Raw genomic sequence first — 22,887 nt, forward strand, 5'->3', positions numbered from 1 at the left:
GCGCGATGGCGAAGGCGGATCACCCCACCGGTGGCACCCAGATGATGCGCTGCAACGTGGCACCGGCCAACGTAGCATCGTCGGGCAGGCCACCGGCCGAAATATAGCCGGGAATGGCAAATACGAAAGTGACATTGGGGGCACCATGCGCCGTGCAAATCGGCATGGCGAGCCAATTGCCCTGCCCCTCGCGACAGGACGCACGATCCATGCGCGTCTCGCGGAAGGTCATGCCGATGCGTTCGCCATTGGGACCGACCAGGCTTTCCGATACGCCATGGACCGCACCGATACGCCCACCCGAGCCGGGCAATACCTGCAGTACCTGCAATCCCTCTCGGAACAGTGCCAGGGCGGATACGCTCTCGCTCTGCTCGGTCGCCATAGTCACCGACGAGACGACATAGCCAGGCTCCAGCGCCTCGATCGCCTTCTTTGAAAAGGCGGTGTCCGGAGGCAGTCCCGGCACGCCAGCAGCCGTGATGCGGAAGGTGGCGGCGCGCGGCGGCGGCGGCGTGAAGTCCGAGTCGGAACCGAGCAGAGAGCAGCCCACAAGAGCCGCCGACATCAGCACGCCGGACAGGCGCAGGAGGGTACGAATGCGAGTCATACCCTTCGATAGCACAGGCGCCCTCTCGAATGAAGCGAAGGGAGAAGCACAACGGTCTGCAGATAGGAACCTCGGAATCCTGCAACCCTCCCAAGCGCCAGCCGCGGTCTTTTTGCTGTGGACCCGGTCCGGCCAGCTTCCTAGAGTTCGGAAACATGCGGTAGTCGACCTCCGCGATGCCAGAGACGCCGCGGAAGACGGTGGTTTCGCCGGCCACTCGCCGCATGGGGACTTGTGAAGCAGGGATTATTCACATGAGGATTGCCGTTCTCGGCGCCGGCGTCATCGGCACCACCACCGCCTATTATCTCGCCAAGGCAGGGCATGAGGTCACCGTCTACGACCGTCAGACCGGCCCGGCGCTCGAAACCAGTTTCGCCAATGCCGGTGAGATCTCGCCAGGCTATTCGACACCCTGGGCAGCGCCAGGCATTCCGCTCAAGGCCATGAAATGGCTGTTCATGCAGCATGCACCGCTTATTCTCCGGCCGACGCTCGATCCGCACGTGCTGCCCTGGATGCTGTCGCTTCTGATGAACTGCACCTCGGCGGCCTACGTCCGCAACAAAGGGCGCATGCTGCGTATCGCCGGCTACTCGCGCGAATGTCTGATCGCGCTGCGCGAGGAAACCGGCATCGCCTATGACCACCGTTCGCAAGGCACAGTGCAGCTGTTCCGTACACAGAAGCAGTTTGATCATGCGGGCCGCGACACAGAGGTGCTCGCAGCGGACGGCGTGCCGTTCGAAATCCTCGATCGGGAAGGTGTCGCCAGTGCCGAGCCGGCGCTCGCCGCCGTGAAGGACAGCTTCGTTGGCGGTCTGCGTCTGCCGCTTGACGAGACGGGAGACTGCTATCTCTTCACCAATGCACTGGCGAAGATCGCCGAGGGGTTGGGCGTCCGCTTTCGCTATGGCGTATCAATCTCCAGCATCGAGACCTCTGGGGGCGCGGTGAGCGCGATTCTCACCTCTGAGGGCAGGATCAGTGCCGATCACTACGTGCTGGCTCTTGGCTCCTGGTCGCCCATCCTCAGCCGGGCCATCGGCCTCAAGCTGCCGGTTTATCCGGTAAAGGGCTATTCGCTCACCGCCGACATCACCGACGAGACGCACGCTCCGATATCCACCGTGCTCGACGAAACCTACAAGGTGGCCCTCACCCGGCTCGGTAGCCGCCTCCGTGTCGGGGGCATGGCCGAAATTGGCGGCTATAGCACCGACCTGCCGTCGACCCGGCGCGACACGCTTGAATACGTCGCCAGCAGCCTTTTTCCCTGCGGCGATCTCAAGGCTGCGGAATACTGGTCGGGTTTGCGGCCGATGACACCGGATGGCACACCAATCATCGGCGCTACGCGCTATGGCAACCTCTCGCTCAACACCGGCCATGGCACGCTTGGCTGGACGATGTCTTGCGGTTCGGCTCGGGCGCTCTCCGACCTGATTTCCGGTCGCAAGCCGGACATCGAAACGGGAGACCTGTCCATCGACCGCTACTGACCTGCCGGACACCACAACCAGATCAGAAGTAGTCCCCATGCCAATCGGAGAGATTGAAGCCGCTTCGATGATTGGCTAGCACTGAAACCGGAGTGCCCAGCAACCCGGGGGAATCACATGTTACTGGCCTGCGGCGACGCGCTGATCGATTTCGTGCCTGTGAAGTCGGCCGACGGCCGGGATGCCTACGTGCCGGCGGTCGGCGGCTCCTGCCTCAACATCGCCGTCGCCATGTCGCGCCTCGGCGCGCTCACCGGCTTCGTCGGCGGCGTTTCCAACGACATGTTCGGTGCGATGATCGCCGATCACCTCAAGGTCTCCGGCGTATCGCTACGCTACGTCCGCCATTCCGACGACGAGACCACACTGGCCTTCGTCCGTTTCGTGAACAACGAACCGCATTACGCCTTCTACGACGAGACGACCGCCGCGCGCTTGTGGACTTATCGTCCCGACAGCATCCCCTTCCCGGCCATCGAGGCGCTGCATGTCGGCTCCACCACGCTGATCAACGAACCTGTCGCTTCGCAGTATCTCGCCCTGTTCAAGGCGGCGAAGGGTAAGACGACGCTGTCGTTCGATCCCAACTGCCGCCCGACGCTGACGCGCGACAAGGCTGCCTATACGGCGCGCATGGCCGAGTTCGCCAAGACCGCCGATATCGTCCGCATGTCCGATATGGACTTCGACTTCCTGTTCGGCGGCAACGACTTCGAGGGCAAGGCCAAGGAAATCCTGGCCGGTGGAGCGGCGCTGTTCATCGTCACCCGTGGTGGTGACGGCGTTATTGCTTGGCACCCGACGGCCGGTCGGGTCGAGGTCCCCGCGCCTGTCACCAAGGTCGTCGACACCATCGGCGCGGGCGACACGTTCCAGGGCTCCTTCCTGGTAGCGCTCAAGGAGGCGGGACGGATCGCACGACCGGCGCTGGAAGCGATCAGCCGCGACGAACTCGCCGCCGCCCTCGCCTTCGGCACGCGTTGCGCTGCCATTACCTGTTCGCGGGCCGGTGCCAACCCGCCGTGGCGAGCCGAACTTCAGGGATAACGGCCTTTGAGGCCCGGGTAGTGGCGCTAGCCGGAGGCTGGCTTCGTCAAATCTTAACCAGTGACTGCCAACATTCCCCGCAAGGTGGGACATGTGTGATGTCGGTTGAGCAGCGAAACGGGGTAAGGCGGCGGACGCTCCGGGCAGCGAAGATCGTCTATGGCGACTATCGCTATATCGTCGACTGCGTCGTGCGGGACACCAGTTCCGGTGGCATGCGCGTGCGCTGTGAGCATTCTCGCGAGATTCCGCAAGACTTCTTCATTTTCGACCCGACGGAACAATCCTTACGCCGGGCCGAAGTGATGTGGAGACGCGAAAATGAGCTCGGCCTGCAGTTCACAGGCGAGCCCATCTATATTCATGAGAGCCACGACCCCCGGCACGCCCGCTTCCGTTTCATGTAGCGCGGCGCCGGTTTGGCTTAGTGCTCGCTGGTCTCAGAGGCTGGCGCGTAGGCTTTCGCCCAATCATGCAAAGCATCGCCAACCGTGCGCAGGGCCTTGCCGGCTTCCGACATCTCGTATTCGACGCGTGGCGGCGCCTGCTCATAATCGTGACGAACGATGAGGCCGGACTTTTCAAGGTCGCGCAGTTGCGCGGCCAGCATATGCTGGGTGATGCCGGGAATACCACGTCGCAGCTCGTTGAAGCGCTTGGGGCCTTCCGACAGAAGGCACATGATCTCGCCCTTCCACTTGCCGGTAATGGCCTTGAGACCGCGCTGAACGACTGAAAGATACTCCTGCAGCTCGACCGAGCAGTTAAGGCGGCCCGATGCGGCAAGTGGCTCAAGCCCTAGGTCGAAAGACATCGTACTCTCCAAATCACGCTCGAAAAGCATACCGTTGCCCCCATGAAATAGGGTCATTGCCCCCGGTGCGAAAGCGCAAACCGCAGGCCCGGACATCACAAGAGCGTGCTTGATGACCTAGCTGAGACCCACCACCTTTCCCTCGCCGTCAAGGCCAATGCGGTTGGCTGCCGGCACTCGCGGCAACCCCGGCATGGTCATGATCGACCCGCAGATGGCGACGATGAATTCTGCGCCGGCGGCAAGGCGTACGTCACGAACCGGCAGGATATGACCGACCGGCGCGCCCTTGCGTTGCGGGTCGGCACTGAACGACGACTGCGTCTTGGCGATGCAGACAGGGAAGGCCCCGAAGCCGCGCTCCTCATACTCGGCGAGCTTGCGAGCGGCACGGCTGTCGTATTCGACGGACGCGGCGCCATAGATTTCGCGGGCCACTGTCTCGATCTTGGCTGCGAGCGGCAGGTCGTCCGGATAAAGAAGGGCAAACGGTTGGCGGCGAGGCGCGTCAAGGATTTTGAGAACGGCCTGCGCCAGATCCTCAGCGCCACGGCCACCGTCGGCGAAATGAGTGGCCAGCGCCACCGGCGCCCCCACTTCGGCGCATAACGCCTTGAGACGGGCGACCTCGGCGTCAGTATCACTGCCGAAGCGGTTGATGGCCACAATCACGTCGAGGCCGAACTTGTGCAGGTTTTGCAGATGACGTGCCAGATTGGCAAAGCCAGCTTCCATCGCCGCGACGTTCTCGACGTTGAGATCTTCCTTGGCAACGCCACCATGCATCTTCAGCGCGCGAATGGTGGCGACCAACACGGCGGCGTCGGGCTGCAGGCCCGCTTTGCGGCACTTGATATCGAGGAATTTTTCGGCGCCGAGATCAGCGCCGAAACCGGCCTCGGTCACCACCACATCGGAAAGACCGAGCGCCGTTTCCGTGGCGATCACCGAGTTGCAGCCGTGGGCGATATTGGCAAAAGGCCCGCCGTGGACAAAAGCTGGCGTGCCCTCCAGCGTCTGAACGAGGTTGGGCTGCAGCGCATCCTTCAGCAGCACCGCCATGGCACCGGCGGCGCTCACAAGGTCAGCCGTGGCATAAGAGCGGGCGTCGAGCTCGCCGATAACGATGCGCTTGAGGCGGCGCTCCAAATCGGCAAGGTCGGTGGCCAGGCAGAAGATCGCCATCACTTCCGAGGCGACGGTGATATCGAAGCCGTCCTCGCGCGGAAAACCATTGGCGCTGCCGCCCAGGCCATTGACCTGATGGCGCAGCATGCGGTCGTTCATGTCGAGGACGCGCCGCCAGGTCATGCGTCGGCCGTCGAGTCGCGGCTCACTGCCCCAGTAGATATGATTGTCGATCAGCGCGGACAGGAGATTATGTGCCGCGGTGATCGCGTGAAAATCGCCGGTGAAATGAAGGTTGATCGCCTCCATCGGCACGACCTGTGAATGACCACCGCCCGCCGCCCCGCCTTTGACGCCGAAGCAGGGACCGAGTGATGGCTCACGCAGGCAAATGCTCGCCTTGCGTCCGAGCCGGGAGAGCGCATCGCCAAGGCCGACGGTGGTGGTCGTCTTGCCCTCGCCGGCGGCGGTCGGCGTTATGGCGGTGACCAGTACCAGCTTGCCGCGCGGCCGCTGGCGGGCCTCGGACACGAAACCATGCTCGATCTTGGCGATATGGCGGCCGTAGGGGATCAGTGCGTCTCCAGGGATGCCTAACCGATCCGCCACCTCCTGAATCGGCTTGAGACGGGCGGCGCGGGCGATCTGGATGTCGTCAAGCATGGGCGCACTCATGGTTTCCGGCAGGGACGATAAGTGAAAAGAGGTAGCCGGATCGGACTTTTCTATTGTCTCGGTAGGATATCTCGTCTCTTCTGAGCCGTGAGATGGGCATTAGCCCTCCCCCTCCCTCACGGAGCCCCCGTTGACACTCTCCGATCGACTTCCTTCTGACCGCACTCTGGTACGTGGTCGTGTGTTGAGCTTCAAGCGGCGCCCGCAAGGGGCCGGCGACGCGGACGCCTATACCTATCTTGAAGATGGTGTCATCGTCATTGACGGGGGAAGGGTGACCGATGTTGTCGACGCCGACGAGATTGGGCGCGTAGGGGGCAAGGGCGTCGTCCTGCACGATTTTTCCGGCAAGCTGATCCTGCCGGGCTTCATCGACACCCATATTCACTTCCCTCAGACGCAGGTGATCGCCTCCTACGGCGAACAACTACTCGAATGGCTGACGAGGTACACCTTTCCCGCCGAGTCGCGCTACGGAGATCCGGATTTCGCGGCGGCTCAAGCCAGCTTCTTCATCGACGAACTCCTGCGCAACGGCACCACAACGGCGGTCTGCTACGGCTCAGTCCATAAAGGCTCAGCCGAGGCGCTGCTCGCCGAGAGCGAACGCCGGGGTACCGCGATGTTCGTCGGCAAGACGGCTATGGACCGAAATGCGCCGCCGGATCTGCTCGATAGCGCCCAATCGGCGTATGACGATACGGCCGCGCTGATTGCTGCTTGGCATGGGCACGGCCGCCAGAAGGTGGTCATCACACCCAGGTTCGCCATCACCTCGACACCGGAACAACTGGAAGCGTTGGGCAGCCTTGCTCGGGCTCATCCGGAATGTCTGGTGCAGACTCACCTATCGGAAAATCTTGAGGAAATCGCCACGGTGCGGCGCCTGTTCCCGGACCGCGCCGACTATCTCGACGTCTATGATCACTACGGCCTCGTCGGCGCTAATAGCTTGATGGGGCACGCAATCCATCTGACGTCCCGCGAGATCCTGCGCATGTCGGAAAGCGGCGCCGTCGCCGTGTTTTGCCCGACCTCGAACCTCTTCATCGGCTCTGGTCTGTTCGACTACAAGGGCCTTGAGGGCGGCTCCCATCCCGTACGGATCGCGCTGGCCACCGACGTTGGTGGCGGCACCAGCTACTCGATGCTGGCAACGGCGGCAGAGGCCTACAAGGTGATGCAGCTCAAGGGACAGAAGCTTTCGGCCATCGAGGCCTTTCACCTGATGACGCGCGGCAACGCCGATGCGCTCGGCGAACCGGACCTAGGCCGCATAGCTCCCGGGGCGCACGCCGATCTCGTGGTGCTCGACAGCTCGGCCACGCCGGCGATGGCGCATCGCCTCGCGGCGGGCAACTGCGATCTGGAGGAAGAGCTGTTCGTCCTCATGACGCTCGGCGGCGAGCGGAATGTGCACGAGGTGTACGTTGGCGGCCGGCCGCAGGGGCTGCTACGAGCTGCCAGCTGACCGCCGATTCGCGCGCCGCCCTGCCGTCCGGATGTACTCCGCCGTTTTTTCGACCCCTATAAAGAATAGCTTGCCACGGTGGGATGGCCCAAGTTAGCATCTATGAAATCGATTGCTGAAGACGGTTGGAAGTTTGAAAAACGAAGGTCGATCCCCGCGGTTGAGCTGGGTATTCAGACGTCCTCGTATTTCACTGAAATCTTCGCAACGTTTCGATTGCACGTCGGGCATTGTGGAAGGGGAGGCTTTCGCAATGTCATGAGTCGAGATGCCGACCGTTGCCGATAAGGCCGGTCAGGGAGGACAATGTGGCGCGAGACCTGCCGTTTTCGATCCAGCTGCATTCGGCGCGGCTGTTTCCACCCGTGACGGATCATCTGCCGCGCCTCGCCGCGCTCGGCTATACCAATGTCGAACCGACAGACATTCTCTACGAAGATCCGGCGGCGCTCCGCGAATCCCTTGATGAAAGCGATCTTACGGCCCTAAGCGGACATTTTTCGCTGCACCTGTTGGAGGATGCCCCGGACACCGCCTGCCGTATCGCCGAAACGCTGGGCATGCGACTGATCGTCTGCCCCTTCGTGCCAGTAGACGTGCGTCCAACCATCACCGATGAATGGCGGCACTTCGGCGATCGCCTGGCCGGCATTGCCCGGCTGCTGCGCTCCCGTGGCTTCGATTTTGCCTGGCACAATCACGACTACGAGTTTCGGCCACTTCGAGACGGGTCGATGCCGATCCAGCACATTGCCGCCGATCCGGCCGTGCACCTCGAAGTCGACGTCGCCTGGGTGGCTCTTGCCGGCATTGATCCACAACCGTGGCTCGAGGGCTACGCCGGCCGCATCGCCGCCGTCCACGTCAAGGATGTCGCGCCACGCGGCAGCCGCATCAATGAAGACGGCTGGGCAGATGTCGGGACGGGCATTGTGCCTTGGCCCAAGCTGTGGAAAGCGGCGATCGCAACTGGTGCGTCGCTGCTCGTCGCCGAGCACGACAATCCCTCGGATTTCGATCGCTTTGCCCGCCGCAGCATCGATGCCATGCGCACCTTCACCAACATGACGACCGCTGAGCCCGCGCTCGCAGCAAGGTGAGACATCGTTATTGCGATACGATTTCCCTTACCCCCACAACCAAGCCTGCTTGGCAACGTGGCAAAGCATTCACGCGCCGATAGGCGGCTTACTGAAGCTCCGCGCAAAGCGGCTGGCAACTCTTTGAATTTGCGGGAAAGATGGTCGGAGTGGCGTGATTCGAACACGCGACCCCCTGCTCCCGAAGCAGGTGCGCTACCAGGCTGCGCTACACTCCGTACCGTTGGTGGGGCGGTGTATAGCCTCCCCTCCCCGCCTCCGCAAGCCCCAAAATCACACTTGTGGATCAGGGGTTTTGCGCGTCCCCGATCCCTTCGCAAAACCGCCGCCAGCGCTGCGATATTGCCAGCATGTGACAGACTTCGTCCTCGTGATAAGTCGTAGCAGCGTTGTTGCAGTCGGCTCATGTTGCGGCTATATCGTGCGAACCGCGGCCGAGGCCGCCGGATGGGGTGTCGCCAAGTGGTAAGGCAGCGGATTTTGATTCCGCCATCCGTAGGTTCGAATCCTGCCACCCCAGCCACTTCCAACTAAGTCAAACATTTGAGGCCTTGCGCCGGTTTTGCGCGGTCCGGCGGCGTGATAACTCAATTGACCTCGGCGATTATAGGGATGGAAGTCTTCGGAAGCTGACGACCGATTCACGGATTGCGATTCGGACGCGTTGCCGTCGTTTGAGAAATATCGGGGGTCTTGCACATTCCCCAAAGGACCGGCGATGATCGTCCGAGAGAGCAAGCGGAAGGGAATTCAGGCATGGCCGAGAGACACCAGGAACGCCTCATCGATGCTCTGCTGCGAACGATCGAACGCCACATCCTGCCCTTGACACGAGTCGGCGTCGCCAACGGCAACAAGGTGTTCGGCGCCGCACTCATCGACAAGAAGACCTATTCGGTGGTTCTCGCCGGGACCAACAACGAGATGGAAAATCCTCTTTGGCACGGCGAAGTGCACACCATCAAGAAATTCTACGAAATCAAGGAACGGCCGAATACGAGCGATCTGCTGTTCCTATCGACACATGAGCCTTGCTCAATGTGTCTGTCGGCAATCACCTGGGCCGGCTTCGACAATTTTTTCTATTTCTTCAGCCATGAGGATTCACGGGACGCCTTCTCCATTCCGCATGACCTTCGAATACTCAAGGAAGTATTCACGCTGGAGCCAGGCGGCTACCGGCGGAGCAATACCTTCTGGCACAGCGAGCATATCGCCGATTTGATTGCCACTTGCGACACCGCCGTCCAAGAAGAGTTTCAGGCGCGCTCCGAGAGTATCCGAGCGGAATACTCCGCACTGTCTGCGACCTACCAGCAGGGCAAGCTACAGACCGACATCCCCTTGAAATAGGCGGGCCGGCCGCATCGAAATCCATGCCCCGCGCAGGCGAGTGGATTTCATCAAGCGCCGGGCGGCTTGGTCGGCGGCACGGTGGAGGGCATATCCTCGTCTCTCAGCTCGGTGAGCCACTCGCGCCAGATGGCGACAAGCAGCGCCATCAGCACTGGGCCGATGAACAGGCCGAGAAAGCCCATCGTCTTCACACCGCCGATGAGGCCGAAGAAAGTCGGCAGGAAGGGCAGCTTAATGGGACCGCCGACGAGGCGCGGGCGCAGCGTCTTGTCGACGATGAACAGCTCGACCGTTCCCCAGACAAGCAACGCCGCACCTGCGACCACTTGCCCGCTGGCGACAAGGTAGAGCGAAATCAGCGTAAAACTCAGCGGGGCGCCGCCCGGGACGAGCGCCATGACGCCGGTGATCACACCCAAAATGGCTGGCGAGGGGACACCGGCGATCCAATAGGCGACGCCGAGCACAATGCCCTCCCCGATGGCGATCAGCGTCATGCCGGTAACGGTCGAACTGATGGTGGCCGGCACAATGCGCGATATGCGAGCCCAGCGCGTCGGCAGGATGCGCTCGCCGACGAGATCGATCTGCGCCACCAAGGCGCTGCCGTCCTTATAGACGAAAAACAGCGCGATCATCATGAACAACAGCGCCAGCACCAGACGGAAGGCCTCTCCGCCGGCCGTCATGATCGCCCTGTAAATATTGCCGATATTGGCGCCGGATGTCATCTGGATGAGTTCACCGATAGCCCCTGGCGGGCCGACGTGCAGGGTCCACTGCTCGGCCAGCCAGTCCCCCACCATCGGCAGAGCGGCGATCCATGGTGGCACGGCCACGCCGCTACGATTGGCCTCCAGCAGCCAGTTGAACCAGACCTTGAACTCGTCGAAGGCAAAACCGACGGCCATCAGCATCGGAACGACGAGGAACAGAAGGATGCACAAGAGAGCGATCGAGGCGCTGAGTTTGGTGTTGCCATGACAAAGCCGCGTCAGATCGCGAAACAGCGGCCAAGTGGCGAACCCAATCACCAGTGCGGCAAGCACAGGCGTGATGAACCCACTGAAAAAGTAGATGCCGGCGATGACAACCAGCAGCAGCAGCCACCGCGCGGCGGCGATCAGCGGCACGATCGGTACGCGGCCGGAGGGAACGGCGCCAAGCCAGCGCGGCTGGTCTTTTGTCACGGGAGTTCGCAGATCGGTCACGGGGGGGCCTTTTCGTCGGAACACGCGGGCAGCTGGTTTATGGTCCATCGCCGGGATGGCCGCAACCACTGCGCAGGACCTTCCCGGCCAAAGAGACCCTCGTCAGCTTGGTTGGCGCCATCGTTTTGGAACAGAATGCCGAATGGACCGTGCAACGCTCCTGCTAGATGATACTGGAAACCATCGCTTTCATCAGCGATGATCCGGTCGCTCCTGGGCGGCTCAATACGATGGCCGGCCTCTATGCCCATATCGGCGCGCCTTGCTGACCAACCGCTACCACCATCACCCCCACGGGCGCGACCATGTCCTTTTCGCTGCGTCAGCTTCAATATTTTCTTGCGATCGCCGAAACCGGCTCTGTATCGAAGGCGGCTGCGCAACTTTCGACGTCGCAGTCGACCATTACCGAGGCGATGAAGGATCTGGAAGCCGATCTCGGCGTGAAGCTGTTTGAGCGCCAATCGCGCGGTCTTGGTCTGACGCACAAGGGGCGACTGTTTCGCCGGCATGCCGAGCGTATCTGGCAGGACGTGGCCGACGCGCGGGGCGCGCTCGCCAATGTCGCGCCCGAGGTGACGGGGCGTTTGGCGCTCGGAGTAACGTCGCTGGTGGCTGGCTACGTGCTCTCCGATCTGCTGGCACGATTTTCCCGCGCCTTTCCCGGTGTCAGCGTCGATCTCGTTGAAGACGGGCACGATTATCTCGAGCACCTGCTGCTCAATGGCGAGATTGATCTGGCAGTCGTCACCATGTCCGGGCTTCACAATCCCGAGTCCCTGGCGGCCGACGAGCTTGAAGCCTATCGCTATCGACTTTGGATGGCTTCCGGTCATGTGCTGGCAGAGCGCGACCAGTTGGATCTGGCAATGATTTCGGAATTTCCGCAAATTGCGCTCAGTATCGATGAAATCGAAGAACCCGTCGATCATCTCTGGCGTGGTTCCGGCTTGCGGCCCCACATCGCTTTCCGCTCGCGCTCGGTCGAGGCGGTGCGCTCGCTGGTGGCTAGCGGGGTCGGCGTTGCCATTTTGCCCGATCTTGTCTTTCGCCCCTGGTCACTGGATGGCCTGCGCCTAGAGGCGCGTCAAATTTCCGCGCCGATGCCCATGGCAAAGGCGGCCCTGGTACGCCGGCGAGGCACCCATGACAATCTCAATGCCCAGCGCTTTATTGAGGTTACACTTTCCTACAATGCGGGTCGTCTGATGCAGTAGCCTGTGATATCGGAATTTCCGATATTGTTTCTTGATTTTTTGAAATTGCGAGAAAGCAGGGTTTTGTTAGGGTTTTCCCTAAGGGCGCGGCGTCCACTGATCGTGCCCATGACAAGGGGAACCGACATGACCATTTTTGCAAAGCGCATGATTGCGTTGGGCATGGTGCCGGCGCTGCTTATTGGTGTCACGCCGTCTTACGCTCAGCTCGCCTCGATCGGCCCCGGCGAGGGGGAAGTCGATATCGTCGCTTGGGCGGGCTATATCGAACGCGGCGAGAGCGACAAGAATTACGACTGGGTCACCGATTTCGAGAAAGCCACCAGCTGCAAGGTGCAGGTGAAGGTCGCCGGCACATCCGACGAGATGGTGTCGCTGATGAATGAGGGCGGTTTCGACCTCGTCACCGCCTCGGGCGACGCGTCATTGCGTCTCATCGCCGGCAAAAAGGTGCAGCCGATCAACCTGGACCTGATCCCGTCCTGGAAGACGGTGGACGAGCGCCTGCAGAACGCCCCCCTGGCACACGGTGGATGGCGTTCATTATGGCGTGCCCTATCAATGGGGCGCCAACGTGCTGATGTATAACACCGAAGCGTTCAAGGGCACCACGCCCACAAGCTGGAACGTGGTGTTCCAGGAACAGGCCCTACCGGACGGAAAGTCCAACAAGGGACGCATCCAGGCTTTTGACGGACCGATCTATATCGCCGACGCCGCGCTTTATCTGAAGGCCCACAATCCCGAGCTCGGCATCACCGACCCCTACGCGCTGACCGAGACGCAGTATAAGGCTGCCCTCGACCTGTTGCGCACGCAGAAGGATCTGGTGCAGCGCTATTGGCACGATGCCATGAAGCAGGTGGATGACTTCAATAACGAGGGCGTCGTCGCTTCGTCGTCCTGGCCATTCCAGGTCAACCTCCTGGCCTCCCAGAAGAAACCGATTGCCTCAGTCATTCCGTCGGAAGGCGCCACCGGCTGGGCCGACACGACCATGATGCATGCCAATGCCAAGCATCCCAACTGCGCCTATCTGTGGATGGAGCATTCGCTGCAGCCAAAGGTGCAGGGCGATGTCGCCGCCTGGTTCGGTTCGGTTCCGTCGGTTCCGGCCGCCTGCAAAGGCAACGCAAATTTGACCGACGAAGGCTGCAAGACCAACGGCATCGATAACTTCGACAAGATCAGCTTCTGGCGCACGCCCGTCGCCAAGTGTTCGGCGGCCGAGGGCTGCGTGCCCTATCACCGCTGGGTGTCGGACTATATGGCGGTCCTTGGCGGCCGTTGAAGCGGTGGTTGGACGTGTGGCCCGGGATGTATTTCCGGGCCCGCATCCCGAGGCAACGTCTGTCCAATCGATAGTGTTCGCTTCCTGTTCGTGACCGGCAGTCATGTTTGACCTGCCCTTGGGTGATGGTGCAGGCGCATTCGCTGGGCGCTGGTCGCGACATCTTTTGTTATCCAAGCGAGCCTTCCGTATGACATCCACATCCGCGACCGCTGTCCTGTTCCAGAACGTCAGCCGCCATTTCGGTACGGTGCGTGCCGTGGATGGGGTGGATCTCAAGATAGGACACGGCGAGTTCTTCGCCATGCTCGGGCCGTCGGGTTCAGGCAAGACGACCTGCCTCCGCCTGATCGCAGGCTTCGAACAACCGACTGCGGGGCATATCGAGATTTTCGGCGAGACGGCGGAGGGGCTTGCGCCCAACCGGCGCGACGTCAACACCGTGTTTCAGGACTATGCGCTGTTCCCGCACATGACGGTGCTGGACAACGTGGCCTATGGGCTGATGGTCCGTGGGGTTCCGCGCGCCGAGCGCGAAAAGCGTGCCCGGGAAACGCTGTCTCTCGTTCGGCTCGAGGGCATGGATGCCCGGCGCCCGTCGCAGTTGTCCGGCGGCCAGAGACAGCGCGTGGCGCTCGCCCGCGCCCTGGTCAACCGACCGAAGGTGCTGTTGCTCGACGAGCCGCTCGGGGCGCTCGACCTCAAGCTGCGCGAGGAAATGCAGGAAGAGTTGCGCCGCCTGCACAAGCAACTCGGCCTCACGTTCGTATTCGTGACCCATGATCAGGGCGAGGCGCTGTCCATGGCGGACCGCGTGGCCGTGTTCAACAAGGGCCGCATCGTCCAGGTTGGTACACCTGAAGACATCTACCAGCGACCGACGACGCGCTTTGTGGCCGACTTCGTGGGGTCATCCAATGTGTTGACGCCGGATCAGGCGCCTCGCTTCGGTGGGATCAGCCGCTGGACCAGCTTGCGACCGGAATCGATCCTGATCGGCGCGGCGGCCGATGCCATGGACATCCGGCAAGCTGGCGAGGTGATCGATCAACAGTTCCAGGGCGCCATGCGCAAGACGCTGCTCAAGATCAACGAGTTTGAGGTCTGGGCTATGGCCCCGGCTTCGCAGACGCTTGGCGTGGGGCAAGCGGTTACGGTCGGCTGGTCGCATGGCGCCCTGCATGCCATGGATGGGGAGGGCAATGATGTCTGATCTTGCCCTGCGGCGCGGGCCGTTGTCTTCGCTTCTTGACGCCATCTATCGCCGTCCGCGCCTCTTCCTCGCGGTTCTGCTGACACCGCCGCTCCTGTGGCTCGGCGTCGTCTATCTCGGCTCGCTGTTTGCGCTTCTCGCCCAAAGCTTTTTCAGTCTGGACGACTTCTCCGGGGTGATCGTTCGCGAGTTTACCTTGTCCACCTGGGTGCAGTTGATGGCGCCCGCCAACCTAGACGTCATCATTCGCACGGTGTCGATGTCGGCGCTGGTGACAATCGCCGATGCCATCATGGCCTTTCCGATTGCCTATTATGCCGCTCGCTATGCCCGTGGCCCGATGAAGGCGGCCTTCTATCTGCTGGTAATGATGCCGCTGTGGTCGAGTTATCTGGTCAAGGTCTATGCCTGGAAACTGATCCTGGCACGCGAAGGCATCTACACCTGGGTGCTCGACAAGCTCGGCATCGAGGCGCTGCTCGACTGGTATCTGTCGTTGCCGGTGATTGGCGGCCCGTCACTCTCGGCTTCTTATACCGGAACCTTCATCGTCTTCTGCTATGTCTGGCTGCCCTACATGATCCTGCCGGTACAAGCGGCGTTGGAGCGGGTGCCAAACAACCTGATCGAGGCCAGCGCCGATCTCGGAGCCAGTCCGGGCGCCACCTTCCGGCATGTCATCCTGCCGCTCGCCTTTCCCGGCGTGGTGGCCGGCTCGATCTTCACCTTCTCGCTGACGCTTGGTGACTACATCATTCCGCAGATCGTCGGAGGCTCGCAGTACTATCTTGGCCAGGCGGTCTATGCCCAGCAGGGCACGGCCGGCAACATACCGCTCGCGGCCGCCTTCTCGGTGGTGCCGATCCTGATCATGGGCGTCTATCTGACATTTGCCCGCAAGCTGGGGGCATTCGATGCGCTCTGACGGCTCCTCCCTGCTCCTCAAACTGTCTGCGATCGGCGGGCTGGTGTTCCTGCACGGCCCCCTCGCCATCATCGTGGTCTATGCCTTCACGACGGAGGACAAGAGCTATCAGTTCCCGCCTCCGGGCTTGACGCTGCACTGGTTTTCGGTGGCTTGGGGGCGTGCCGACATCTGGGCTGCGCTGACGTTGTCCTTCAATGTGGCTCTGGTGGCGACTGGATTGGCTCTGGTGCTGGGCACGCTTGCCGCGGCTGGCTTGTCGCGCGCGCAATTCTGGGGGCGGGATAATGTCTCGCTGCTGTTGATCCTGCCGATCGCCCTGCCCGGCATCATCACCGGCATTGCCTTGCGATCGGCCTTCAACCTGATGGATCTGCCCTATTCGGTGTTCACCATCGTATTGGGGCATGCCACGTTCTGCATCGTCGTCGTCTACAACAACGCGGTCGCCCGCTTCCGCCGCCTGTCGCCATCGCTGGTCGAGGCGTCGTTTGACCTCGGCGCGGATGCTTTCCAGACTTTTCGCTACGTTGTGCTGCCCAATATCGGCACGGCGCTGCTCGCCGGCGGCATGCTCGCCTTCGCCTTGTCCTTCGATGAGGTGATCGTCACCACCTTTACCGCCGGTCAGCAGACAACGCTGCCGATCTGGATGCTCAACGAATTGGTCCGCCCGCGCGAACGACCCGTGACCAACGTGGTCGCCGTGCTGGTGATGGCCGTCACCTTCTTCCCGATTCTCGCCGCCTATTGGCTGACCCGCGAGGGTGAGCATGTTGCCGGCGGCTCGCGCTGACATCACAGACAAGACCCAGACGGAGCCAAAAATGACTGTCGTCCTGCCCACCAAGATGCTGATCGGATCGGAATTCGTCGCCGGAACGGAGACGGCCGAGAATGTCCTCAATCCGCGTACCGGCGAGACGCTGATTGCCATGCCGGAGGCCTCCATCGATCAGGTGGAGGCGGCCGTCGCGGCGGCCTCGGAAGCCTTCGTGAGCTATGGGCGGTTGACGCCCGCTGCCCGTTCGTCCCTGTTGCTGCGGCTTGCCAACAGCATCGAGGCAGAGGCGGAAACCTTCGCTCGCCTCGAAGCCCTTCAGTGCGGCAAGCCCTATCACGCTGTATTGCGGGATGAGATTCCCGCCGTTGTCGATTGCTTCAGGTTCTTCGCCGGCGCGGCGCGCGTGGTGCCGGCCATGGCGGCCGGTGAATATATCGAAGGCTTCACGTCGATGATCCGCCGCGATCCCATCGGGGTCTGCGGCCAGATCGCGCCGTGGAATTATCCACTGATGATGGCGGCCTGGAAGATCGCGCCGGCTCTCGCGGCGGGCAACACTGTGGTGTTGAAACCGTCCGAGCAGACCCCGCTCACAACGCTGAAGCTGGCCGAAGTGGCCGCGGACATTTTCCCGCCGGGTGTCGTCAACGTCATCGTTGGCCGTGGCGAGAGCGTCGGCAGCCCGCTGATCAATCATCCGCGTGTGTCCATGGTGTCGCTGACCGGCGACGTTGCCACAGGCAAGAAAGTGCTGCAGGCGGCCTCCAAGACTATCAAGCGTACGCATCTGGAGCTTGGTGGCAAGGCGCCGGTCATTGTCTATGACGACGCCGATGTCGCTTCGGTGGTCGAGGGACTGCGAACCTTCGGTTATTACAACGCCGGTCAGGACTGCACGGCCGCCTGCCGCGTCTATGCCGGGGCGAAGATCTACGACAAGCTCGTGGCCGAACTGGCCTCCGCGGTTTCCACGATCACGTATAACGAAGCCGACGATGGCGATAACGAGATCGGACCGTTGATCTCGGCGCGCCAGCGGGCACGCGTTGCCAGCTTCGTCGAACGCGCCATGGAGCAAAAACATATCGAGATCGCCACCGGCGGCAAGGCCGTCGACGGCCCCGGGTTCTTCTATCAGCCGACGGTCGTCGCCGGTGCCCTGCAGAGTGACGAGATCGTTCGCCGGGAAGTGTTCGGGCCGGTGGTATCGGTCACCCGCTTTACAGACGAGGACGACGTGATCGGCTGGGCCAACGATAGCGATTATGGCCTGGCATCATCGGTGTGGAGCCGCGATGTGTCGAAAGCCATGAGTGCTGCCGCACGGTTGCAATACGGCGCCAGCTGGATCAATTGCCACTTCATGCTGACGAGTGAGATGCCACATGGCGGCATGAAGCAGTCGGGCTATGGCAAGGATATGTCCGTCTATTCGCTGGAGGACTATTCGGTGGTTCGCCACGTCATGATCAAGCTTTGAACTGAGATCAGATAGAGATGAAAAGAACCGCGCGAGGAGACTTGCGACCGGCAACAATCGCTCCGTCGCGGCAATCGATCGCTTCAGATCATCTCGAGCGACGTTGCCCGCCGGGGTGGTGGGTACAGCGCGTCGAGGGCCACGCGCAGCTCATCCGTGACGACGACATCAAGCGCTCCGGCGTTGTCCTCGACATGAGCGGCCCGCCCCGCCTTGGGAATGGCGATGACGCCGTCACGGTCCAGCACGAAGGCGAGCGCCAGTTGCGCGACACTGACGCCATGATCGGCGGCGAGCGTGGCGAGGCGCCGGTCCTTCAGGAGCTTGGCCTGCTCCACCGGCGAGTAGGCCATGACCGGGACGCCAAGCTCTTGCATGGCGGGCAGCAAGTCCCATTCGATGCCACGCCGCGACAGGTTATAGAGCACCTGGTTGGCGGCTACTCCGTCTCCACCCGGCACGCCCATCAGTTCGGTCATGTCGCTGGCGTCGAGATTAGAGACCCCCCAGTGGCGAATCTTGCCGGCCGCCCTCAGCGTCTCGAAGGCGGCGACCGTCTCGGCGAGCGGATATTGTCCGCGCCAATGCAGGAGATAGAGGTCGAGCCAATCGGTGCCGAGCCGCTTCAGCGATCGTTCGCAGGCGGCGACCGTGCCTTCACGCGAGGCATTGTGCGGATAGACCTTGGAGACCAGGAATACCTCGTCGCGCCGACCGGCAATCGCCTCGCCCACCAAGCGCTCGGAGGCGCCCTCGCCATACATTTCGGCGGTGTCGATCAGGCTCATGCCGAGATCCATACCCCGGCGCAATGCGGCAATCTCGTCCGCGTGCTTGCGCGAATCGTCGCCCATCATCCAGGTGCCGAGGCCCAACGCCGGCACGTCTTCGCCACTTGGCAAGCGAACGGTCTTCATCGGCATCTCCCTTGATTCCGCCCGATTATAGCAGTCGAACCGCAGCGGCGGGCGATAGCTGTTCGCATCGGGGCGATACCGTTCCGAATACGTGACGGGGGCGTCCAAAATCCTCTATCCTGCGGCGACTTCGCGCCATCTGGCGCTCGATAGATCATCTGGAAAGGATGCTTCATGCGGCTTCTCGTGGTCGGCGCCGGCGCCACCGGCGGTTATTTTGGCGGACGGCTGGCGGCCGCTGGCCGCGATGTTACCTTCCTCATCCGCCCCAAGCGCGCTGCCGAGATTGCCAAAAATGGCTTCGTCATCGTCGACCCCAAGGGCGAAACACGGATTGAGCCGAAGATTGTCACTGCCGACAAGCTCGGCGGTGTCTACGATCTCGTGCTGATCAGCGTGAAAGCCTATTCGCTCGCGGCGGCGCTGGACGACATAGCGCCGGCAATCGGCCCCAATACGCTGATCCTGCCAGTGCTCAACGGCCTCAAGCATTTCGACACGTTGTCCGAGCGCTTCGGCGGCGATCGGGTGATCGGCAGCTTCTGCAAGATCAACGCCCGCCTCGACGATCATGGCCGCATCATCCAAATGTCGCCACTGCATGACATGATCTATGGCGAGTATGACGGCAGCCACACCCCACGCATGGCGGCGATCGACGCCTTCTTCAAGGGGGCAGGCTTCGACGCCCGACTGTCGGACGACGTCGGTCGCGAGCTTTGGGAGAAGTGGGTGCTGCTCGCCAGCCTCGGCGCGGCCAACTGCCTGATGCGCGGCTCCATCGGCGACATTATCGCCCGCCCCGGCGGCCAGTCGTTCATTGAGGCGCTGCTCGGCGAGGTGAGCGCCGTCGCGACGGCCCATGGCAAGGCGCCAAATCCGACCTATCTCGAAGCGACGCGCAAGCTGCTCACCACGTCGGGTTCGCCGATGACCGCCTCGATGTATCGCGATCTCGTCAAGGGTCTGCCGGTGGAGAACGACGAGATCCTCGATGATCTGCTCGACCGCGCCGGCTCAGTCGGCATCAAGACACCCTACCTTCATCTCGCGGCCATCAATCTCGGCATCTACGCAGCGCGGCGTCTTGCTGAATAAGCGCCTTCGCAGAAGCTATCTTGAACGTTACCGCGCTTTGGCAAAGGAACGGGAAGAGGCCAGATCGGCGGGCGGTGGAAATGATCTTCAATTCACCGCCTCTTCCGCCAAAATTGGCCGAATTGGTGACGACGTTGCCCCGCCCGCCATCGGGATAACCCTTATCTTTTGCTAAATTCGAAACGTTACGCTTCTGCCTTTCGGACAACTATGCTAAGAGGTGCGCCGAACGCCGGCCGGACCAACCGGAGAGGACGCGTTCGCACCGAATTATCTGCCCGCGCTGGCGGGAACACAGCATCGACAAGCAGGATGCCGCCATGAAGTATGGTTATTTCGACGACAAAGCCCGCGAGTATGTGATCACACGGCCGGATACGCCGTTGCCGTGGATCAACTACATCGGTTGCCAGGGCTATTTCGGCATCCTGTCGGCCACTGGTGGTGGCTATTCTTACTATCGCGACGCCCGCCTGCGCCGGCTGACCCGCGGCCGCTACAACAACGTGCCGGCCGATTTCGGCGGTCGTTACGTCTACGTCCGCGACAACACCAGCGGCGATTACTGGTCGCCGTCGTGGATGCCGACCCAGTCGGATCTTGAGGACTATAGCTGCCGTCATGGCATGGGCTATTCCACCATCTCGGCCAAGCGCTCGGGCATCCGCACCGCCACCCGCTATTTCGTGCCGCTCGACGAGACGCTGGAGATCTGGCAGACAACCGTCACCAACGAGCGGCTGACGCCGGCCGACGTATCGATCTTCTCGTCGGTAGAATTCTGTCTGTGGGAAGCCAACGACGACGCCACCAACTATCAGCGCAACCTCTCCACTGGCCAGGTCGAGGTCGAGGATGAGGTCATCTATCACAAGACCGAGTATCGCGAGCGCCGCAACCACTTCGCCTGGTTCTCCTGCTCGGAGCCGCTCGCCGGCTTCGATACGCAGCGCGAAAGCTTCCTCGGACCTTGGCGCGGCTGGAACAAGCCGATTGCCGTCGAGGAAGGCAAGTCGCGCAACTCGATCGCCTATGGCTGGTCGCCGATGGGTTCGCACCATGTGAAGTTGACGCTCGCCCCGGGCGAGAGCCGCCAGATCATCTACGTGCTCGGCTACCATGAGAATCCGAACGAGCTGAAGTTCGATCCGCCGGGTTCGCAGACCGTCAACAAGACAACCGTCAAGCCGATCATCGCCAAATATCGCGACGTCAAGAACGTCGAGGCGGCCTTCGCGGCGCTCGGCAAACATTGGGACGAGTTGCTTGGCGTTTATCAGGTTGCCTCGCCAGACGAACATGCCAACCGCATGGTCAACATCTGGAACGCCTACCAGTGCATGGCCACCTTCAACATGTCGCGCTCTGCCTCGTCATTCGAAACGGGCATCGGTCGCGGCCTCGGTTTCCGCGATTCCAACCAAGATCTCTTGGGATTCGTGCACATGGTGCCGTCGCGAGCCCGCGAGCGCATCCTTGACCTTGCGGCAACTCAGCTTTCGAGCGGTGGGGCGTATCATCAGTACCAGCCGCTGACCAAGAAGGGCAACAACGACATCGGCGGCGACTTCAACGACGACCCGCACTGGCTGATCATCGGCGTCGCTGCTTACCTCAAAGAGACCGGCGACTTCTCGATCCTCGACGAGCCCGTCGTGTTCGACAACCAGCCGGGCACCGAGGTGCCACTCTACGAGCATCTTCGCCGTTCGATCCAGTACGCGCTCGACCGGCTCGGCCCGCACGGCCTGCCGCTGATCGGCCGCGCCGACTGGAACGACTGCCTCAACCTCAACTGCTTCTCCGACACGCCCGGCCAGTCGTTCCAGACGACCACCAGCAAGGACGGCAAGGTGGCGGAGTCGGTGTTCATCGGCGCGCTGATGGTGCTGTCGGCCCGCGAGCTATCCGCCCTGGCAAACCAGATCGGCAAGGCCGATGACGCCACCTTCTACGCCGATGTCGCCAAGAAGATGGACGAGACCGTGCGTACCGAGGGCTGGGACGGCGAGTGGTTCGTGCGCGCCTATGACGACTTCGGCCGCAAGATCGGCTCGAAGGAAAACGAGGAAGGCAAGATCTTCATCGAATCCCAGGGCTTTGCGGCACTCGCCGGCATCGGCGTCGACGACGGCAAGGCGCGCTCGGCGCTCGACGCGGTGCGCAAGCACCTCGCCACGCCGCACGGCATCGTGCTGCAACAGCCGGCCTACAGCCGCTACTACATCGAGTATGGCGAGATCTCGACCTATCCGCCCGGCTACAAGGAAAACGCCGGCATCTTCTGCCATAACAATCCTTGGGTGGTCATCGGCGAAGTGGTGTTGGGCAACGGCGACGCGGCCTTCGACTACTACAGCCGCATCTCGCCATCGGTGCGCGAGGGCATCTCCGACGTCCACCGGCTCGAGCCCTATGTCTACGCCCAGATGATCGCCGGCCGCGATGCGCCGACCCATGGTGAAGCCAAGAACTCCTGGCTGACCGGAACGGCAGCCTGGAACTACTATGCCATCACCCAGTGGATCCTCGGCATTCGGCCCGAGTACACCGGCCTCAGGATTGCCCCGGTGGTGCCGGAACGCTGGACCGATTTCACGGCGAGCCGCGTCTTCCGTGGCGTCACTTACGACATCTCGGTGAAGCGAAACGGTGCTGGCAACGCGGTATCGCTCATCGTCGATGGCAAACCGATCGCCGGGGATATTGTGCCGCCACCGGCCAAGGGCGTGAAGTCCGTGAAGGTTGAGGCCGTACTGGGCTGACACCCCCAAATCTTGGACAAAGTAGTAGAAAGGCGCCGTTCGTGGCGCCTTTTCTTATATACCAAACACAAGTCTATCCCCCCACCGAAAACCATTGGTTGCCACACTCCCCTGATTTCAGCTAATGGAACTTCAGTTTATATCATTCAGTAAAATACGCAGTCCGCATACGTAAAATTACCTTTGCGGATTAGGCGTCAGTTATATTTTAGCGACGTTATTCTTTGTTTACGACTGACCCGTCATGGTTGCGGCACTATAGCCTGGTGCATTGAGGTGCAGC

18 protein-coding genes, 2 tRNA genes and 1 pseudogene are annotated in these 22,887 nt (G+C 61.8%); 15 read left to right on the forward strand and 6 right to left on the reverse strand.

Annotation, left to right across the window (positions count from 1 at the left end; genetic code table 11):
* Window positions 1-19: 19 nt before the first annotated feature.
* Window positions 20-610: a DUF1131 family protein gene (locus AB6N07_RS19960; RefSeq protein WP_370674805.1), complete on the reverse strand. Its 591-nt coding sequence runs from the start codon at window positions 608-610 to the stop codon at window positions 20-22.
* Between the two features lie 254 nt (window positions 611-864).
* Between AB6N07_RS19960 and AB6N07_RS19965 the strand changes: the two genes are divergently transcribed.
* The 3 genes from AB6N07_RS19965 (at window position 865) to AB6N07_RS19975 (ending at window position 3,566) form a co-directional block, all read left to right on the forward strand.
* Window positions 865-2,112, forward strand: a complete 1,248-nt coding sequence (locus tag AB6N07_RS19965) for a D-amino acid dehydrogenase (RefSeq protein ID WP_370674806.1) — start codon at window positions 865-867, stop codon at window positions 2,110-2,112.
* A gap of 117 nt (window positions 2,113-2,229) precedes the next feature.
* Window positions 2,230-3,159 carry a carbohydrate kinase gene (locus AB6N07_RS19970; RefSeq protein ID WP_370674807.1) on the forward strand — a complete coding sequence of 310 codons (930 nt, stop codon included), beginning with the start codon at window positions 2,230-2,232 and terminating at the stop codon, window positions 3,157-3,159.
* Between the two features lie 98 nt (window positions 3,160-3,257).
* Window positions 3,258-3,566, forward strand: a complete 309-nt coding sequence (locus AB6N07_RS19975) for a PilZ domain-containing protein (protein WP_370674808.1) — start codon at window positions 3,258-3,260, stop codon at window positions 3,564-3,566.
* Between the two features lie 17 nt (window positions 3,567-3,583).
* On the opposite strand, the gene AB6N07_RS19980 is transcribed toward AB6N07_RS19975, so the two are convergent.
* Together AB6N07_RS19980 and AB6N07_RS19985 are read right to left on the reverse strand one after the other, a co-directional pair.
* Window positions 3,584-3,973, reverse strand: coding sequence for a winged helix-turn-helix transcriptional regulator (locus tag AB6N07_RS19980; RefSeq protein WP_370674809.1), 390 nt, complete (start codon window positions 3,971-3,973; stop codon window positions 3,584-3,586).
* A gap of 117 nt (window positions 3,974-4,090) precedes the next feature.
* Entirely contained in the window at window positions 4,091-5,764 is a 1,674-nt protein-coding gene (locus AB6N07_RS19985; protein WP_370674810.1) for a formate--tetrahydrofolate ligase, read from the reverse strand.
* A 142-nt stretch (window positions 5,765-5,906) separates the two neighbouring features.
* Here AB6N07_RS19985 and guaD point away from each other — a divergent pair, with 142 nt between their 5' ends.
* Window positions 5,907-7,247, forward strand: coding sequence for a guanine deaminase (gene guaD / locus AB6N07_RS19990; protein ID WP_370674811.1), 1,341 nt, complete (start codon window positions 5,907-5,909; stop codon window positions 7,245-7,247).
* Between the two features lie 308 nt (window positions 7,248-7,555).
* A complete protein-coding gene (locus AB6N07_RS19995; RefSeq protein ID WP_370674812.1) occupies window positions 7,556-8,347 on the forward strand; it encodes a sugar phosphate isomerase/epimerase family protein in 792 nt (263 codons plus the stop codon).
* Between the two features lie 141 nt (window positions 8,348-8,488).
* Here the strand turns inward: AB6N07_RS19995 and AB6N07_RS20000 are convergent.
* Window positions 8,489-8,565, reverse strand: a tRNA-Pro gene (locus AB6N07_RS20000).
* A 230-nt stretch (window positions 8,566-8,795) separates the two neighbouring features.
* Between AB6N07_RS20000 and AB6N07_RS20005 the strand changes: the two genes are divergently transcribed.
* Window positions 8,796-8,870, forward strand: a tRNA-Gln gene (locus AB6N07_RS20005).
* 233 nt (window positions 8,871-9,103) lie between these two features.
* Window positions 9,104-9,700 carry a deaminase gene (locus tag AB6N07_RS20010; protein WP_370674813.1) on the forward strand — a complete coding sequence of 199 codons (597 nt, stop codon included), beginning with the start codon at window positions 9,104-9,106 and terminating at the stop codon, window positions 9,698-9,700.
* Between the two features lie 50 nt (window positions 9,701-9,750).
* On the opposite strand, the gene AB6N07_RS20015 is transcribed toward AB6N07_RS20010, so the two are convergent.
* A complete protein-coding gene (locus AB6N07_RS20015; RefSeq protein ID WP_370674814.1) occupies window positions 9,751-10,914 on the reverse strand; it encodes an AI-2E family transporter in 1,164 nt (387 codons plus the stop codon).
* Between the two features lie 305 nt (window positions 10,915-11,219).
* Here AB6N07_RS20015 and AB6N07_RS20020 point away from each other — a divergent pair, with 305 nt between their 5' ends.
* From AB6N07_RS20020 to AB6N07_RS20045, 6 genes and pseudogenes are all read left to right on the forward strand, one after another.
* Window positions 11,220-12,131 (forward strand): LysR family transcriptional regulator, encoded by a 912-nt coding sequence (locus AB6N07_RS20020; protein ID WP_370674815.1) that lies wholly within the window; start codon window positions 11,220-11,222, stop codon window positions 12,129-12,131.
* 207 nt (window positions 12,132-12,338) lie between these two features.
* Window positions 12,339-13,422: pseudogene (locus AB6N07_RS20025) on the forward strand (ABC transporter substrate-binding protein); the annotation flags it as partial.
* 190 nt (window positions 13,423-13,612) lie between these two features.
* The gene (locus AB6N07_RS20030) at window positions 13,613-14,635 is read left to right on the forward strand and encodes an ABC transporter ATP-binding protein (protein WP_370674816.1); all 1,023 of its coding nucleotides are present in this window, start codon (window positions 13,613-13,615) and stop codon (window positions 14,633-14,635) included.
* Window positions 14,625-15,560 (forward strand): ABC transporter permease, encoded by a 936-nt coding sequence (locus AB6N07_RS20035; RefSeq protein ID WP_370674817.1) that lies wholly within the window; start codon window positions 14,625-14,627, stop codon window positions 15,558-15,560. Before AB6N07_RS20030 ends, AB6N07_RS20035 begins: the two co-directional genes overlap by 11 nt.
* Complete coding sequence (locus AB6N07_RS20040) at window positions 15,550-16,356, forward strand: ABC transporter permease (protein ID WP_370674818.1); 807 nt, start codon at window positions 15,550-15,552, stop codon at window positions 16,354-16,356. Before AB6N07_RS20035 ends, AB6N07_RS20040 begins: the two co-directional genes overlap by 11 nt.
* A 43-nt stretch (window positions 16,357-16,399) precedes the next feature.
* Complete coding sequence (locus AB6N07_RS20045; protein WP_370678285.1) at window positions 16,400-17,824, forward strand: gamma-aminobutyraldehyde dehydrogenase; 1,425 nt, start codon at window positions 16,400-16,402, stop codon at window positions 17,822-17,824.
* Between the two features lie 83 nt (window positions 17,825-17,907).
* Here AB6N07_RS20045 and AB6N07_RS20050 read toward each other — a convergent pair whose 3' ends face one another.
* Window positions 17,908-18,747 (reverse strand): aldo/keto reductase, encoded by an 840-nt coding sequence (locus tag AB6N07_RS20050; protein WP_370674819.1) that lies wholly within the window; start codon window positions 18,745-18,747, stop codon window positions 17,908-17,910.
* Between the two features lie 168 nt (window positions 18,748-18,915).
* On the opposite strand from AB6N07_RS20050, the gene AB6N07_RS20055 reads away from it, so the two are divergent.
* Complete coding sequence (locus AB6N07_RS20055; protein ID WP_370674820.1) at window positions 18,916-19,839, forward strand: ketopantoate reductase family protein; 924 nt, start codon at window positions 18,916-18,918, stop codon at window positions 19,837-19,839.
* A 320-nt stretch (window positions 19,840-20,159) separates the two neighbouring features.
* The gene (locus tag AB6N07_RS20060; protein WP_370674821.1) at window positions 20,160-22,604 is read left to right on the forward strand and encodes a GH36-type glycosyl hydrolase domain-containing protein; all 2,445 of its coding nucleotides are present in this window, start codon (window positions 20,160-20,162) and stop codon (window positions 22,602-22,604) included.
* Window positions 22,605-22,887: the final 283 nt, after the last annotated feature.

It is taken from the genome of Pleomorphomonas sp. PLEO (assembly GCF_041320595.1).
In the GTDB taxonomy this organism is placed as follows: domain Bacteria; phylum Pseudomonadota; class Alphaproteobacteria; order Rhizobiales; family Pleomorphomonadaceae; genus Pleomorphomonas.

Excerpts from the sequence above, each read along its gene's own strand:
- AB6N07_RS20040 (WP_370674818.1), top strand. The coding sequence starts at position 15,550 with ATGCGCTCTGACGGCTCCTCCCTGCTCCTCAAACTGTCTGCGATCGGC.
- AB6N07_RS19980 (WP_370674809.1), bottom strand. The coding sequence starts at position 3,973 with ATGTCTTTCGACCTAGGGCTTGAGCCACTTGCCGCATCGGGCCGCCTT.
- AB6N07_RS20030 (WP_370674816.1), top strand. The coding sequence starts at position 13,613 with ATGACATCCACATCCGCGACCGCTGTCCTGTTCCAGAACGTCAGCCGC.
- AB6N07_RS20055 (WP_370674820.1), top strand. The coding sequence starts at position 18,916 with ATGCGGCTTCTCGTGGTCGGCGCCGGCGCCACCGGCGGTTATTTTGGC.
- AB6N07_RS19970 (WP_370674807.1), top strand. The coding sequence starts at position 2,230 with ATGTTACTGGCCTGCGGCGACGCGCTGATCGATTTCGTGCCTGTGAAG.
- AB6N07_RS19965 (WP_370674806.1), top strand. The coding sequence starts at position 865 with ATGAGGATTGCCGTTCTCGGCGCCGGCGTCATCGGCACCACCACCGCC.
- AB6N07_RS20060 (WP_370674821.1), top strand. The coding sequence starts at position 20,160 with ATGAAGTATGGTTATTTCGACGACAAAGCCCGCGAGTATGTGATCACA.
- AB6N07_RS20020 (WP_370674815.1), top strand. The coding sequence starts at position 11,220 with ATGTCCTTTTCGCTGCGTCAGCTTCAATATTTTCTTGCGATCGCCGAA.
- AB6N07_RS20035 (WP_370674817.1), top strand. The coding sequence starts at position 14,625 with ATGATGTCTGATCTTGCCCTGCGGCGCGGGCCGTTGTCTTCGCTTCTT.
- AB6N07_RS20010 (WP_370674813.1), top strand. The coding sequence starts at position 9,104 with ATGGCCGAGAGACACCAGGAACGCCTCATCGATGCTCTGCTGCGAACG.
- AB6N07_RS20050 (WP_370674819.1), bottom strand. The coding sequence starts at position 18,747 with ATGCCGATGAAGACCGTTCGCTTGCCAAGTGGCGAAGACGTGCCGGCG.
- AB6N07_RS19985 (WP_370674810.1), bottom strand. The coding sequence starts at position 5,764 with ATGCTTGACGACATCCAGATCGCCCGCGCCGCCCGTCTCAAGCCGATT.
- AB6N07_RS19960 (WP_370674805.1), bottom strand. The coding sequence starts at position 610 with ATGACTCGCATTCGTACCCTCCTGCGCCTGTCCGGCGTGCTGATGTCG.
- AB6N07_RS19975 (WP_370674808.1), top strand. The coding sequence starts at position 3,258 with ATGTCGGTTGAGCAGCGAAACGGGGTAAGGCGGCGGACGCTCCGGGCA.